General features: G+C 69.0%; 13 protein-coding genes and 2 pseudogenes. 9 read left to right on the forward strand and 6 right to left on the reverse strand.

All coding sequences use genetic code 11. The features are described 5' to 3' along the window. Positions 1-584: 584 nt before the first annotated feature. A pseudogene (locus tag HS041_RS28540) lies at positions 585-1,355 on the forward strand (IS256 family transposase); the annotation flags it as partial. A gap of 15 nt (positions 1,356-1,370) precedes the next feature. Here the strand turns inward: HS041_RS28540 and HS041_RS28545 are convergent. Beyond that, on the reverse strand, positions 1,371-3,476 hold the full coding sequence (locus tag HS041_RS28545; protein WP_196443925.1) for an ISAzo13 family transposase: 2,106 nt from the start codon (positions 3,474-3,476) through the stop codon (positions 1,371-1,373). A gap of 47 nt (positions 3,477-3,523) precedes the next feature. Here HS041_RS28545 and HS041_RS28550 point away from each other — a divergent pair. Further along, positions 3,524-4,003, forward strand: a pseudogene (locus tag HS041_RS28550) (transposase); the annotation flags it as partial. Positions 4,004-4,691: 688 nt separating this feature from the next. Here the strand turns inward: HS041_RS28550 and HS041_RS28555 are convergent. Next, the gene (locus HS041_RS28555) at positions 4,692-5,495 is read right to left on the reverse strand and encodes a hypothetical protein (protein ID WP_196438856.1); all 804 of its coding nucleotides are present in this window, start codon (positions 5,493-5,495) and stop codon (positions 4,692-4,694) included. Between the two features lie 208 nt (positions 5,496-5,703). On the opposite strand from HS041_RS28555, the gene HS041_RS28560 reads away from it, so the two are divergent. Together HS041_RS28560 and HS041_RS28565 are read left to right on the forward strand one after the other, a co-directional pair. Beyond that, on the forward strand, positions 5,704-6,399 hold the full coding sequence (locus tag HS041_RS28560) for a sensor histidine kinase (RefSeq protein WP_196443927.1): 696 nt from the start codon (positions 5,704-5,706) through the stop codon (positions 6,397-6,399). 320 nt (positions 6,400-6,719) lie between these two features. Continuing rightward, positions 6,720-6,905 carry a hypothetical protein gene (locus HS041_RS28565; protein ID WP_196443928.1) on the forward strand — a complete coding sequence of 62 codons (186 nt, stop codon included), beginning with the start codon at positions 6,720-6,722 and terminating at the stop codon, positions 6,903-6,905. A 95-nt stretch (positions 6,906-7,000) separates the two neighbouring features. On the opposite strand, the gene HS041_RS28570 is transcribed toward HS041_RS28565, so the two are convergent. From HS041_RS28570 to HS041_RS28580, 3 genes are all read right to left on the reverse strand, one after another. Then, positions 7,001-7,507 (reverse strand): MMPL family transporter, encoded by a 507-nt coding sequence (locus tag HS041_RS28570; protein ID WP_196443929.1) that lies wholly within the window; start codon positions 7,505-7,507, stop codon positions 7,001-7,003. Beyond that, complete coding sequence (locus HS041_RS28575) at positions 7,498-7,881, reverse strand: MMPL family transporter (RefSeq protein ID WP_196443930.1); 384 nt, start codon at positions 7,879-7,881, stop codon at positions 7,498-7,500. The genes HS041_RS28570 and HS041_RS28575 overlap by 10 nt, the downstream gene beginning before the upstream one ends. A 376-nt stretch (positions 7,882-8,257) precedes the next feature. Continuing rightward, positions 8,258-8,755 (reverse strand): winged helix-turn-helix transcriptional regulator, encoded by a 498-nt coding sequence (locus HS041_RS28580; RefSeq protein WP_196443931.1) that lies wholly within the window; start codon positions 8,753-8,755, stop codon positions 8,258-8,260. 96 nt (positions 8,756-8,851) lie between these two features. Between HS041_RS28580 and HS041_RS28585 the strand changes: the two genes are divergently transcribed. Next, positions 8,852-9,427: a dihydrofolate reductase family protein gene (locus HS041_RS28585; RefSeq protein WP_230879834.1), complete on the forward strand. Its 576-nt coding sequence runs from the start codon at positions 8,852-8,854 to the stop codon at positions 9,425-9,427. Beyond that, positions 9,421-10,257: an MBL fold metallo-hydrolase gene (locus HS041_RS28590; protein ID WP_196443933.1), complete on the forward strand. Its 837-nt coding sequence runs from the start codon at positions 9,421-9,423 to the stop codon at positions 10,255-10,257. The genes HS041_RS28585 and HS041_RS28590 overlap by 7 nt, the downstream gene beginning before the upstream one ends. 134 nt (positions 10,258-10,391) lie before the next feature. Here the strand turns inward: HS041_RS28590 and HS041_RS28595 are convergent, their stop codons facing one another. Continuing rightward, positions 10,392-10,817 (reverse strand): MarR family winged helix-turn-helix transcriptional regulator, encoded by a 426-nt coding sequence (locus tag HS041_RS28595; protein WP_196443934.1) that lies wholly within the window; start codon positions 10,815-10,817, stop codon positions 10,392-10,394. A gap of 142 nt (positions 10,818-10,959) precedes the next feature. Here HS041_RS28595 and HS041_RS28600 point away from each other — a divergent pair, with 142 nt between their 5' ends. Genes HS041_RS28600 through HS041_RS28610 form a run of 3 tightly spaced genes read left to right on the forward strand, consistent with a single transcriptional unit; the run spans position 10,960 to position 13,855 of the window. Beyond that, positions 10,960-12,042, forward strand: coding sequence for an alkene reductase (locus HS041_RS28600; RefSeq protein WP_196443935.1), 1,083 nt, complete (start codon positions 10,960-10,962; stop codon positions 12,040-12,042). Between the two features lie 18 nt (positions 12,043-12,060). Further along, positions 12,061-12,888, forward strand: coding sequence for an NAD(P)H-binding protein (locus HS041_RS28605; protein ID WP_196443936.1), 828 nt, complete (start codon positions 12,061-12,063; stop codon positions 12,886-12,888). 43 nt (positions 12,889-12,931) lie between these two features. Then, positions 12,932-13,855 (forward strand): zinc-binding dehydrogenase, encoded by a 924-nt coding sequence (locus tag HS041_RS28610; protein WP_196443937.1) that lies wholly within the window; start codon positions 12,932-12,934, stop codon positions 13,853-13,855. The last annotated feature ends 178 nt before the right edge of the window (positions 13,856-14,033 follow it).

Consider the following 14,033-nt stretch of genomic DNA (forward strand, 5'->3'; position numbering starts at 1 on the left):
CTCGAGGGGCGGAGGTGGGGGTGGGGCGATGGGAGACGGCTCACGCAAAGGTGCGCCTCACGGTCGACCTCCACCCTGGACGCCGATACCACCCATAACACTTATATACGACTAAAAAGGAAGTCCTTGCGGTCGTGGTAGGGCGGCCAGCGCCGCTCCGGCGAGAGGAGTCTCCGCTGGCGGCCTTCAGCCGTGCCTGCCGCACCTGTTCCGCTTCCAAGGAAGTGGAACAGCAGGAAGACGTGAAGACCACACCCTTATCCCTCCGGCTGATCAGCCGTATCGGTCTTCCCCTTCCAAACGGTGTGAAGTTCCAGCAGGATGCGGACGGCATCGTCTGGCGCGATATGGCTGGCCACGTACTCACCGCCCTCGACCACCTGCTCGTCCTCCCAATCCGGGATGGCCGTGGGATCCTCTCCGCCGATGCTCAGGGAGCAGGTGTCCCAGCGGCACCGGTAGTAGGGTTGCGTCCATGGAAGTGGTGTAAGAGTTTCCCCAGCACACAGGCGTGCCGCCGGACATGAAGACGGCCATCGCGTGATCCTTCGTGATTGCGACATCAAGATCGAAGGAAGAAAGCGATGGCCGTGCCCAACAGTGTGGACCCTGCCGCCTGGCTGGCGGAGCAGATTCAGACCAGCGACCCGGATCTGTTGCGCTCCATGGTGAAGACCATGGCCGAGGCGCCTGTGTCGGCCGAGGCCGACGCCCGGTGCGGCGCCGCCTACGGCGAGCGCCGCGAAGACCGCGTCAACCGGCGCAACGGCTACCGGACCCGGGACTGGGACACCCGCGCCGGCACCGTGGAGCTGGCCATCCCCAAGCTGCGTTCGGGCACCTACTTCCCGGACTGGCTGCTGCAGCGCCGCCGCCGCGCCGAACAAGCCCTGATCAGCGTGGTGGCCACCAGCTACCTGCTGGGCGTCTCCACCCGCCGGGTCGACAAGCTGATCGAGCAGCTCGGCGTCACCGGGATCTCGAAAAGCCAGGTGAGTGAGATGGCCAAGGTACTGGACGGGCAGGTGGAGGCGTTTCGGACCCGGCCGCTGGACGGTGGCCCGTATGCGTTCGTGTGGCTGGACGCGCTGACTCAGAAGGTCCGCGAGGGCGGCCGGACCGTCAACGTGCACGTGCTGGTCGCCACTGCGGTCAACGCCGACGGCCGCCGGGAGATCCTGGGGATGGAGGTCACCTCCGCCGAGGACGGCGCAGGCTGGCTGGGCTTCCTGCGCTCCCTGGTGGCCCGGGGCCTGTCAGGGGTGCAGCTGGTCGTCTCCGACGCCCACCGCGGGCTGGTGGAGGCGGTCGGCGCGACGCTGGCGGGCGCGGCCTGGCAGCGCTGCCGCACCCACTGAAGCCGTAAAAGATCAACTTGTTGGCGTGTCGCGGTCGCCTGGCACTGCGGCAAGCAGATCTGCCGCCGTGCGGTAACGGACGGTCGCCGGTGCAGGGACATGACCTGCTTGCTGGAGCAGGGGGCGGGTTTCCCGGATGACATTGCCGATGGAGGATCTGCTGACATCGCCCAAGGCGTCGGCCAGGACCTCCAGGGTGCAGAGTTTCCGCTGGTAGAGGATGGTGAGCAGGACCCGTTCACTGTTGCTGATCTTCTGCGGGAAGACACCGGATCGGGTTCCGGGCTGACGGGGAGCGCCCCGCCGTTGGTAACCGAGGCGCTCGCCTTGAGCACTCTGCGAGGCGGCCAGGCGCTGGGTGAGGAGATGAAGCTCGTTGCGGGTGATCCCGGTCAGGACCGGATGCGCCAGCCGGTCGGTGATCACGGCTCGTGCGGGGCGCCAGCCGGTGTCCAGGAAGTCCAGGAGCGCGACGGGCTTGGCGAAGCGGACCTGAGCTGCTCCGGTGTGGTGGCCGCGGTCTTCCAGGACTCTGCGGGTCTCCTTCACCAGGTCGGCGATGCAGGCATCGGTGACCTCCAAAAGATCTGCGAGCACGCGCATGGAGCAGACTTGCCGCTGATAGAGAAGGGTGAGCAGCAGGCGGGCGGCATCGTCGAACAGTGGTCTGACGCGGAGTTTGCCGGTGGCCCGCCGAGCGCGGCCGCCGCGTTGCCGGCTGTGTCGCTCCTGGGTGCGGGCGGCCTGAGCCGGAGCGAGCACCGCGGCCAACTGCTCCAACCGGTCGAGGCTCATGCCGGTCAGCCGCGCATCGGCCAGGCGGCCGAGCATGGCCTGGCGCCGCTGCGCCGGCCCATCGGCCTCGCCAACCGCTCTGAGGTCGGCCGGTTCGTCGGTTGATGCGGGGCGCAGGGTGTAGTTCCAGTTCCCGCGGGTGGCGTGCCGCTCCAGGGGCAGAGCGGCGAAGCGCTCCTTGCTGATCGCCACGCCGGTCGGGTAGTCGCCGCGGTCCAAGACGGCCTCCACCCGCAGCCCGCTGCTGGTGCGGGTGGAGGCGATGGTGTTGACCACGACCTCGTGGCTGGTCAACGGCCTGCCGCGCCAGTTGAAGGTGATGTGGGAGAACAGCCGGTGCTCGATCTTGTTCCATTTGGAGGTGCCCGGCGGGAAGTGGCAGACCGTGATCGCCAGCCCGGTCTCAGCGGCCAGCGCGGCCAGCTCGCTCTTCCAGACCCGGTAGCGATAACCGTTGGAGCCACCCGCATCCGCAGTGATCAGCAAACGCGAGGCGGCCGGATAGTCACGGTGGCCGCGCGCCCTCCACCAGCGGCGGATGGACTCCACCGCGAACACCGAGGTGTCATGATCGACGCCGACGTTCACCCAGCCGGTGTTGGCGGTGATGTCGTAGATCCCATACGGGATGGCCTGCTCGACATCCGGGCCGGTGAAGAAGAAGTGGTGGTCTTCGACCTGGACCGGCTCGCCCTTGGGCCGCCACTCGCGTCCGGCCATCGGCAGCCGGCCCAGCTGTTCCCGCTTCTTGGTGTCCACGCTGATCACCGGCTCGCCGTCGGCCTGATGGGCTTTGACCTGCTCGTTGATATAGCGGAACTGGGCGTCGCGGTCGGGGTGCTGGGTGCCTTCCAGGGTTTTGACGTTGGCCTGCAGGCTGAAGCCGGCCGACTTCAGCAGCCGCCTCACCGTGGGCGCCGAGACCGTATGGCCCTGCCGGGTCAGCTCGGTGGCCAGGTGCCGCAGCGACTTGGTCGTCCAGCGCAGCGGGGACTGCGGATCGCCGCGCTCATCCGGCTCGACCAGCCCCAGCAGCGCCGCCAGCACGGCCGGATCGGTGTCCTCCACCCGTTTGCGACCGCCACCGGGCCGACGAATGCGACCCGGCGCAAGCGGCTTGCGGCCGTCTTCGAGCTCGAAGATGCCGTTGCGGATGGTGGTCTCGCTGACTCCTGTGGCCTGGGCGACGGCGCGCACCCCGCCGTGTCCCAGCAGCCGCGCCTCGGCGGCCAGGACCAGCCGCTGCTGGCGTTCGTTCAGATGCGGGAGCAGCGCCTGGAATTTGCGCGCGAGCTGGCCACGGACCTCGCTGGAGATCGCCATACCATCTCAACGAGTTCAAGATCGGAAAGCAACGCCTTATTTCTTGACGGCTTCACTACCTGCGCAATCTGCTCACCACCGTGCCCAAGTCGGCGCAGCCGTGGGTGGCCACGCTGGTGCGGACCGTCTTCGACCAGCCGACCGCCGAGGCCGTCCGGGCTCAGCACATCTGGGTCATCGACGCCCTGGAAGCCAAATATCCGGCCGCCGCGACGCATCTGGAGGCCGCGCGGGAGGACCTGCTGGCCTTCGCCGCGTTCCCGCGCGAGGTCTGGAAGCAGGTCTGGTCGAACAACCCGCAGGAGCGGTTGAACAAGGAGATCCGCCGCCGCACCGACGTGGTGGGGATCTTCCCCGACCGGGCCGCGATCGTCCGTCTGGTCGGGGCGGTTTTGGCCGAGCAGACCGACGAGTGGACCGAGGCGCGCCGCTACATGGGCCTGGACGTGCTGGCCAAGGTCCGGCTGCGTGTCCTTGTCGGCGACACACCGGGGCAGAACGCGTTGCCGCAGACACTTACCGCTTAACCTGCAGAAACAGGATCACGCGAAGGTCGGCTCATACACCACTTCGCTGGACGTGACCGAAGCTGACAATTTCCGCAGGAGTGATCGTCGCGGATCGTCCCGGAACTCATCCCGGAACTCCGTCCCCGTAAATTGAATTCCAGGACCGTTTTCAGGGCGATGGAAGCATGAACGCCCCCGCCACCTCCGCCGCGGAGGCCGGCCGCCGGCGATCGACGCCGACAAACTCGCCGCCGCCCGCGCCTGCGGCGAGACCGTCCCGGTCATCGCCAAGGCCCTCGGCGTCGGCCGCTCGTTCACCGACGGCCCCCTCGTTCCCCAGGCCTGAGTCGGGGCTTGAGCAGCAGCCGAACGGCCAATGACGATAAGGAGCTCGGTGGGCCCGGCTTAGCGTCACTGGCCGTTCTGATGCGGGTGGTCGCCGGATCGGCTTATGAGTCCTTGGCGTCTGCGAGGGTCTTGTGGGCGACGCCGATGGAGACGTTGACGTCGGCGGCGACGGCGCGGATGGATTCTCCGCGTGCGCGGCGGGCGAGGACGGCGGCGCGTCCAGATCAACGCGGAGCATGTCGTGGATGAACGGCTTGCAGGGGTCCAGGCGCGATCCACGTGGGGGTGGTTTCTTGCGCGGAGTCGGCCAGGCCTGAGCTGGGTTTCGGGCTCACCGGCGTACCACCGGTCCGGGTCGTCATCCTCGCGGGCCGAAGCCCGTCATGAGGACATGGATGGCGATGAGGACGGCGATCCAGATCATGGCGCGCCTGGTCGGCGGGGGGCCGCTGCGCAGCAGCGAGATGCCCAGGGGGATGAAGGCGAGGCACAGGCCGCCCACGGCGATGAAGGACTGCGGTTCGGTGCCCTTGAGCGTCCCGAGTGCGAGTGCCGACATCAGGCCCAGGGCGATGGAGCGGCCCAGTCCCAGGGCGCCGGAGCGGTAGGCGCCGATGGCCAGCACGACCCAGCCGAAGAAGGCCGGTCCGGACATGGACCGGAACGGGTGCCAGACCGTCTCGCGCCAGGCGTCGTAGTAGCCGTCGATGCCGGTGAGCATGGTCTGCAGGCCCAGGGTGTCGGTCAGGTGGAAGGCCAGGTGATCGGTGCCGAATTGGAAGGTCCGGGTGAACAGGCCGACGATCACCAGGCAGCCGCCCCACAGTCCCCACAGCGGGCTGGTGGCGGTGATTCGCTGGGCCAGTGCCACGACCCCCGGCAGCAGCAGCACGAACCCGAAGGCGAAGCAGGCGTAGGCGGCGGTGATGAGGGTGGGATGCTGGGTGTAGGCGACGAGCTGGTAAGGGACGAAGTAGTAGAACGAGGAGCGCAGGAGCGTCCCGATCATGATCAGGGTGGGGCCGGCGATCAGTGAGGCGGCGCTCACCCAGCGGCCGGGGAACGCCGGCTGGCGGTCCAGGTTGGCGGCGGTGTTGGCGGCCCGCCGGTCCGCGCCGGTCTGCCGCCACCGTGTGATGCGCCCGTGGAGGTCGATGCTCATGGAGTGCTGCCCGTCCTGTCCGTAGTGGTGTGCCCGGGCCGGTCTGCCGGGGCACACCAGAATGGTGCTGGGTGGGGCGGGGGGTGCGCGTCTGGCCCGGGTCGCATCTTGGCGGGCAGGCACGGGCCGGTGATGCGACCTTGGACGGATGCGGATGTCCGACCGTGGGCAGACGCCGGATGATCTGTTGAGGCGATAACTTGCCGCCATGAAATGGCCTGGATGGCACCTCGATGGAAAGAGCATCGCCGACGCCGCGGTGTCCGACGAACGCCGGCGCATCGCCCGGGAACTGCATGATGTGATCGGCCACAGCATGAGCCTGATCGCCGTCAAGGCCACCGTCGCCAACCACCTCGCCGAGGCCCGCCCGCAGGAGGTGCGCGCCGCGCTGGCCGTCATCGAGCAGACCAGTCGCAGCACGCTGGCCGAGATCCACCGGGTGCTCGACCTGCTGCGCTCCGACGGCGACCCCCGGCAGGACCGCCTGCCCGCGCCCGGCATGGCGGACCTGCCCGAGTTGGCCGTCCACGCCCGCTCGGCCGGAATCGAGGTGGACCTGACCGTCCGCGAAGAGGCCGCGTTGCCCCCCGCGGTCGCGATGTCGGTGTACCGGATCGTGCAACAGGCCCTGACCAACGTCATCACCCACGTGGGCCCCACCCGCTGCGCGGTCACCGTGGACGTCGACGGGCGCCAAGCCGCGATCGAGGTCGTCGACGACGGCCCCCACCACGGCCGCCCGCCGCGTGCGGGCCGCGCCGATCAGGGCGGCCGCGGCCTGATCGGCGTGCGGGAACGGGCCAGGATGTACGGAGGCACGTTCAGCGCCGGACCCCGGCCCGAAGGAGGCTTTCACGTGTCGGCCCGGCTGCCCTACGGCCCGGAGGGCGCCCCGGAATGAGCACCGATCAGATGAGCGCCAACGGCATGATCATCGGCGCCGCCCCGCACCGGCGCCGGCGGGGCGGGGAGCCTGAGCCCGCTCCGGGCCGAAAGGTCCCTGCTCGACTCCCAAGACCTCGACGCCTACGCCGTCTCCTGTCTGGACGGCCGCCCCGTGCTGATCGCGGGCGCAACGAGCGCCCGGTCGGGTTCTGGGACCTGCGCACCGGGCAGCCCGGCCCCGTCCTGCCAGGGCCGGCCGCCGGCCGGAACGACGCGACCGGGCAGTCCGGCCCGGACGCGCGGTCCACGTACGTCACGGCGATCGCTGCGGACCCGGTGAGCGGTGGCATCGCGGTGGCCGTGGCGGACCGCACCGTGCTGCTGTGGGACGATCCCGAGCGACCGCCTCACGCAGGGATCGTATTCCCGATGGTGCCCAACGCCCTGGCCTGGGGACCGGAGGGCGAGCTGGCGGTGGGGTTCGGCCGGGACGTCGCGGTGCTTCGCCGCTCCGGTGGCTGACCGGGCGCCGGCCCGGGGCTTGGCCGAGCACTTCGAGCACCGGTTCCGTTCGGCGTGCCGAAGCTGCCGGGCGTGGCGTACCGGCCGGAGCTATTTCAGCGCTGTCCCCAGGCGGGCTGGGTGTCCGCGCGATTGCCCTCAGCATTCACGGTGTCCTCATCACCTCCTGCCAGGGTGATGGGTTTGCGCCACAGCGTGGACGGCCACCAGTTGAACCTGCCGAGCAAGACCATGAGCGCGGGCAGGATCAGAATCCGGATGACCACCGCGTCCAGCAGCACGGCGACTGCCAGTGTCAGGCCGAGCTGTTTCAGTTCCACCATCGCGGTGAACACGAAGGCGAGGACCGACACCATGACGACCGCGGCGCTGGTGAGCACTCCGGCCGAGCTGATGATGCCGCCCGCCACCGCGTCCCGCGTGGACGCACCCGGACGTCCGGCGGCCTCGCGGATGCGGCTGATCAGGAACACGTGGTAGTCCGTCGACAGTCCGATGAGAACGACGAACAGGAACAGCGGAACCCACGAGATGACCGCGCCGTTGGTCCGGAAGTCGAGCAGCTGCTCAGCCCACCCGTACTGGAACACCGTCACCAGCACACCGAACGCGGCGGCCGGGACAGCACGATCGCGGTGATCGCGACGATCACGGATCGGAACGCCCCGAACATGATCAGGAATGTCAGCAGCAGGACGAATCCCACCACCCACGGCATCTTCTCGGCCTGGATGGCAATCTCGTCGTTGTGCCTGGCGACGTCACCACCGACCGCGTAAGTCACGCCGGGAATCGAGCGCAGCCGCTTTGCGGCGACCTCCCTCAATCGGTTCAGCGAGTCCTCGGCCCGGTCGGAGTCCGCGGCGTTGGGCGTGCCCAGGCTGGTCGTGTGCACCCGGCTGTCGGCCGAGGCGCGCGGTGGTGCCGGCCACGAGGACCCTGCCACGGGGGAGCAGCGGGCCAGGGGCACGACCATGGTGGGGCCGGAGTCGTCGAACAGCCTCAGCCGATCGACGACGGGCTCGCGCCGGGTGAGTTTCAGGCACCGCCTGCAGGTGTGCTCCGTCGGCGTAGGTCGCCCGGGCAGTCAGGGCAGCCGTCGCTCGACGGCGGTTGACGGGCGGCCGCTGCAGCAAGATGAGCGTAGGACAGCCGTACGCCACCGTGTCTTGGCGCCGCCTCGTCAGCAACCAGGGATCCGGCAAGGCCCGAGTTCAAAACGGTCCTGGGCGTCGCGGAGCCATCCGACGTCGGGCAGGCAGCGTGTCTGTCCCATGGCGGCGACGCTTGTGTGCGGTGACGGCAAGCTACCGGAGCCCAAGAAGGTCGGGGCGGGGGCCGTTCCGTCACCGTTAGTCGACGTGCTCTTGCTCGGAGGCCGCGGCGTAGGCGGCGTCGAGGCGCTCGAACGGGCCTGGACCGTCGTGCGGCTTCGGCGGGGCGCCGAGGTGGCGGACGCGAAGCTCGTCCATGAGCTCCTCGATGAACGCCGGACCCTCATCGCGCATGAGCTGCTGCCGGCTCCGGAGCTCGTCGCTGCCCGGGCGCCAGGCGAGGCCCCAGTTGCCGAGGGCGTAGATGATCGGAAGAGTCTGGATACCGGTTTCCGTGAGGCTGTAGCGAGCGCGCTGCCCCCGCATGGCGGTACCGCGGGTGAGGATCCCGGCCTCGACGAGCCGCACGAGGCGATCGGCGAGGATGTTCGAAGCGATGCCCTCGATCGACCCGGTGAGCAGCGCCCGAAAGTAGCGGCGGTCGCCGAAGATGACGTCGCGCAGCACGAGCAACGACCAGCGATCTCCGAGCACCTCGACGGCGGCGTTGATCGGACACCCGGATCGTGGTTCCACGATCTCCTCCTTGACAGGCATTTCATCGTACTTATAGTAGTTGCATAATACAATCACTCTTGGGGAGGGGCGCCGATGGGCCGCTTCGTCTATTCGATGCAGGTGTCCCTCGACCTGCGGATCGAGCAAGTTCCGGGGGACAACGGCGCTGGCGAGTGGCTGTGCATCGACGAGGAACTGCACCGCGAGGCCAACGCGCAGACGCAGGCGCTCGCGCTCATGGTCCAGGGCCGGGTCTACTACGAGGTCATGGAGGAGTGCTGGCCGCGGGCGCGCGAGGACGCGTCGCTGCCCGGCTACATGCGTGAGTACGGCGAGATCTGGACCGCCAAGCCCAAGGTGCTCGTCTCCCGCACGCGCCTCAGCGCCGATCACAACACCCGGATCATCGGCGGAGACGACGCGATCGAGCAGCTCGCCGCGCTCCGGGCCGGGACCGACGGCAGCATCAGTGTGGGTGGCGCGGCGCTCGCGACGCAGCTGCTCCGGGCGGGGCTTCTCGACGAGTTGCTGCTCTTCACCCACCCGGCAATCCTCGGCTTCGGCAGGCCGCTGTTCGACGACTACGACATGCCGATCGATCTCGACCTGCTTGAGCAGCGATCGTTCGCGCAGGGCGTCACGATGCATCGCTACGCCATCCGGGACGCGAAGGAGGCGAGCTCGTGCTGAGGCAGGTCGCGGAGGGTGTGCTGGTCCATGAGAGCGAGTTCGTGCAGAGCAACGCCGTTGTGGTGCAGGGCCGGGCCGGTGTGCTGCTCATCGACCCCGGGGTGACCGGCTCCGAGATCGACTGCCTCGCGAACGACCTTCGCGAGTTGGGTCAGCCCGTTGTGGCGGGGTTTTCTACGCATCCGGACTGGGACCACCTGCTCTGGCACGCCCGGCTCGGCGAGGCGCCCCGTTACGGCACGGCGCGCTGCGCGGCCACCGTCCGGGATCAGCTGTCGGACGCAGATGCGAAGGCCCGCATCGCCGCCCACCTGCTCGAGACGGAAATCGCCGGGCAGGTACCGCTGGACCTACTCGGTCTCATTACCGGCCTGCCCGCCGAAACTGCGCAGATCCCTTGGGACGGCCCCGGGGTCCGGGTCATCGAGCATCAAGCGCATGCACCGGGCCACGCGGCGCTGTTGATCCAGGAACGCCGGGTTCTCGTCGCCGGCGACATGCTTTCCGATGTCTTGATTCCGATGCTCGACTTGGACGGCACCGCTGACCCGATCGAGGACTACCTCGCCGCGCTGCGGTTGCTCGAGGGCGTGGCGGGCGGCGTCGATGTCGTCGTCCCGGGCCACGGTTCCGTCGGCGGATCCGACCAGGTACAGGCACGGATCGAACAGGATCGGGCGTACGTACTCGCGTTGCAGAACGGGCAGGTCCCCGCCGACCCACGGGTCGGCCCGTCGGCCAAGCCTGGCTGGGAGTGGGTGAGCGACGTGCACGAAGGGCAACTCCAACGCCTCGCCCGAAGAAGCGGGCACGACGGGACGCCCCGCTAGCGATCGGTGTGCGACACGGCCGGTGGCGCGGCACGGCCACCCTGACCCGGCGACATCTCGGGCTGCTGCCGGCGGAATGAGCGGGGAGAAAGCCGATGGCCGGGCCCGGTTCCACGGGCGCGGCCGTCATCGTGTCAGCCCCGCATCGCCTTCCGCAGCAGCGCCGTCAACTGCTTGCGTTCCGCGACGGTGAGGTTCGCCGCGGCCGACCTCGGGAACTCGAAGGACTCCTCGAACGCGCCGTAGAGGTCGTCGCCGCTCGGCGTGCGCACGATCTGCCGGGAGCGCCTGTCCTCCGGGTTGGGCTCACGGCGGACCAGCTCGCGGGTCTCGAGGCGGACGACGATCTGGGTGATGTTGGAGGCGTCGCAGCGCAGCTCCTCGGCGAGCTTCCCCATGCTGCGGCGGGTCTCGACGCGTCCGAGCACGCAGGCGTGGGCGGTGCTGAGCCCATGCTCGTTCGCCGCGGCTTCCCACGCCTGGTTGTAGGCGTCGACGAACTCGAACATCGCCTGTTCGACGTCGGTCGCGGCGCTCGCGGGTACAGAGGGCACTGCCATGGGGTGATTGTAGGCCAGGCATTTGAGTCACTCAAGAATCCGAGATTGCTTGATCGACTCAAGTAACCGTGCCAGGATATCCATGAGTCAATCAAGTAATTCGCGTTCGGCCGCGTCCGGCGTTTTTCGGTGAGGAGAAGTCGTGAGCACTCTGTTCGACCCGGCGGCGGTGGGCAAGCTGCAGCTGCCGTCCCGCCTGGTGATGGCCCCGATGACGCGGAACAGGGCGACCCCGGAGGGCATCCTCACTCCGCTGACCGTCGAGTACTACGCCCAGCGGGCCGGCGCCGGTCTGATCATCTCCGAGAGCATCCAGCCGAGCGTGCTGGGCCAGGGCCACATCCTGATCCCCGGCCTGCACAGCGCCGAGCAGGTGGCGGCCTGGCGCACTGTCACCGATGCCGTGCACGCGAAGGGCGGCCGCATCGTGGCGCAGCTCACCCACTGCGGCCGGATCGGGCACCCGTCGTTGTACCCGAACGGCGAGCTGCCCATCGCGCCGTCCCCGGTGGTCTCCGGTGAGCAGATGATCGGCTTCGAAGGGCCGGTGGACCACCCGACGCCGCGGGAGATGGCCGCCGTGGACATCGCCAACGCCGTCGAGGAGTTCGCGCAGGCCGCCTGCAACGCCCTGGAGGCCGGTTTCGACGGGGTGGAGGTGCATGGCGGGAACGGCTTCCTGGTGCACCAGTTCCTCGCCGACAACACCAACCTGCGCACCGACGAGTACGGCGGTTCCGTCGCCAACCGCATCCGCTTCGCCGTCGAGGTCGTGCGCGCGGTCGCCGAGGTGGTCGGCGCCGACCGCGTCGGCATCCGGGTCTCGCCGGGCAGCCCGTACAACAACATGGTCGAAGCAGACCCGGTTCCGGTCTACACCGCACTGCTCAACGAACTCGCGGCGCTCGACATCGCCTACATCCACGTCGTCGAGATGGGCACGCGCGACCTGACCAAGCAGCTTCGGGCCGCTTGGTCGCGCACGCTCATCCTCAACCCGCACGAGACCATGGAGGTCTTCCCGGCCACCGTCGAGGCGGCGCAGCAGGCGATGGAGGCCGGTATCGCGGACGCAGTTTCCCTGGGCGTTCTGTGGCCGGCCAACCCCGACCTCGATGTGCGCATCAAGGCCGGCGGCCCGTTCAACACGCCGGACCAGGCGACGTTCTACGGCGGCGACCACACCGGGTACACCGACTACCCGGCGCTGGAGAACACCGAGTAAATCGAAGGACCGATGAACATGACCAGAACCGTCTTTGTCACCGGAGCGCGTGGGAAGACCGGTCGCGAAGTGGTGGCGCAACTCGCCGGACGCGGTGACACCGTGGTCCGCGGTGGGTCCTCGCGGAGCTCGCAGGAGCCGACAACGGTCGCCTTCGACTGGCGGGACCGGTCGGCCTGGCCGAAAGCGGTGGAGGGGGTGGACGCGATCTACCTCGGACGCCCGGACGTCCAGGACTCCGCCGAGCTGGTCACGCAGCTCATCGCCGCCGCACCGGGCGCTCACATCGTCCTCGTCTCCGAGCAGGGCGCGGACCGGGTCGCGGCCGACGGCTGGGTGCGGCAGGTCGAAGACGCCGTCACCGGCAACGCGAGCCGCTGGACGATCCTCCGCCCGTCGTGGTTTCAGCAGGTGCTGACCGATCCACGCTACTTCCTCAACGCGATCCGCCGCGAGCGGACGATCAGCCTGCCCACCGGCGGCACGCCGATCGCCTGGGTCGACACCCGCGACATCGCCGCCGTCGCCGTGCAGGCGATCGCGGACCCCACCGCCCACCACGGCAAGGCCTACACCGTGACCGGCCCGGAGGCGGTCACCACCACCGACATCGCGGCGAACATCTCAGCCGCGATCGGCACCGAGGTCACAGCCTCGGTCCCGCCGCTGTCGGCGGCCATCGCCGGAGCCGCCCCGTGGCTCGCCGAAGTCGTGGGCGACATGTTCGGCCGGGTGCACGACGGGACGTTCGCCACGGTCAGCGACACCGTCGAGAAGGTCACGGGGCGCTCGCCGCGCACGATCAGGGAGTTCATCGCCGAGCATGCCGACCAGTGGCGTGTCTGAGAAGCGCACAGCGGGCTCGGCGCACACGCAGATCGGATACCAGATGAAAGCACTCGTTCACCACCGGGCCGGCAAGCACATGCTGCGCATGGACAGCGCACCGGCCCCGGAGCCCGGTCCATCACAAGCACTCATTCAGGTCGTCGCGTTCTCCTTCAACTTCGGGGAGGTCGCCTTCCGGACGCCGGAACTTCCGGACGGCACGATCCCCGGATGGGACGCGGCGGGCATCGTGGTCACTCCGGCCGCCGACGGCTCAGGCCCGGCGACCGGAGCGCGCGTGGTCGCCTTCGGCTGGGCAGGCGCGTGGGCGGAGTTCCGCGCGGTCGACACCGATGAGCTCGCGGTCGTTCCGGACGGGGTAGACCTCGGATCCACGGCGGCGCTGCCGGTCGCCGGTGTCACCGCGCTGCAGGCCGTCCGGCGGCTCGGCCCCATCCTGGGCAGCCGCGTGCTGGTCACCGGGGCGTCCGGCGGTGTCGGCAGGTACGCCGTGCAGCTCGCGAATTTGGCCGGGGCGGAGGTCGTCGCGTCCGTCGGTTCGCCCGAACGCGGCAGGGGCCTGCTCGCCCTCGGCGCGGCGGAGGTCGTCATCGGCCCGCACGCCATGAGGGGACGGGTCGACGGCGTGGTGGACAACGTCGGCGGCCAGCAGCTGGCGGACGCGTACCAGCGGCTCTCATCCGGCGGTGTCGTCGCGGCGGTGGGCATGGCGTCCAAGGAGCCGACCACGATCGACTTCGAGCAGGCCCGGATCGGTCACGATCGCGGGCGCATCGAGACGTTCAACATCTCCGTACCGCTCGGCAGCGACCTGCAGTACCTCGTCCACCTCGCCGAGCAGGGCCGGTTGGAGATCCCCGTCGGCTGGAGGGGCGACTGGCACTCCTACGAAGAAGCCATCGAGCAGCTGCTGAGACGACAGGTTCCCGGAAAAGCCGTCCTCGACGTCCAGGAAAGTGATTAAAGAGAGCGCACGAGCAAGAGGGATCCCGAAGAGTTCAAGCGGGAAGCGGTCGAGGCGTTGGCGGGTGCCCTGAACCGCGCCGGGTCTGATGGAGTGATGTGCCCCGAGTTGGATGGAGCCACGTTGCTGGACTCATGCCGGTTGCTGGGATGGCGTCTGATTGTTGTCGGTGACCGTA

The organism is Planomonospora sp. ID67723 (genome assembly GCF_015711605.1).
GTDB lineage: Bacteria > Actinomycetota > Actinomycetes > Streptosporangiales > Streptosporangiaceae > Planomonospora_A.

What these genes read in the sequence shown, in the direction of transcription:
- HS041_RS28545 (WP_196443925.1), bottom strand. Translation starts at nt 3,476, where the DNA reads ATGGCGATCTCCAGCGAGGTCCGTGGCCAGCTCGCGCGCAAATTCCAG.
- HS041_RS28555 (WP_196438856.1), bottom strand. Translation starts at nt 5,495, where the DNA reads ATGAGCATCGACCTCCACGGGCGCATCACACGGTGGCGGCAGACCGGC.
- HS041_RS28560 (WP_196443927.1), top strand. Translation starts at nt 5,704, where the DNA reads ATGAAATGGCCTGGATGGCACCTCGATGGAAAGAGCATCGCCGACGCC.
- HS041_RS28575 (WP_196443930.1), bottom strand. Translation starts at nt 7,881, where the DNA reads ATGGTCGTGCCCCTGGCCCGCTGCTCCCCCGTGGCAGGGTCCTCGTGG.
- HS041_RS28585 (WP_230879834.1), top strand. Translation starts at nt 8,852, where the DNA reads ATGCAGGTGTCCCTCGACCTGCGGATCGAGCAAGTTCCGGGGGACAAC.
- HS041_RS28595 (WP_196443934.1), bottom strand. Translation starts at nt 10,817, where the DNA reads ATGGCAGTGCCCTCTGTACCCGCGAGCGCCGCGACCGACGTCGAACAG.
- HS041_RS28605 (WP_196443936.1), top strand. Translation starts at nt 12,061, where the DNA reads ATGACCAGAACCGTCTTTGTCACCGGAGCGCGTGGGAAGACCGGTCGC.
- HS041_RS28610 (WP_196443937.1), top strand. Translation starts at nt 12,932, where the DNA reads ATGAAAGCACTCGTTCACCACCGGGCCGGCAAGCACATGCTGCGCATG.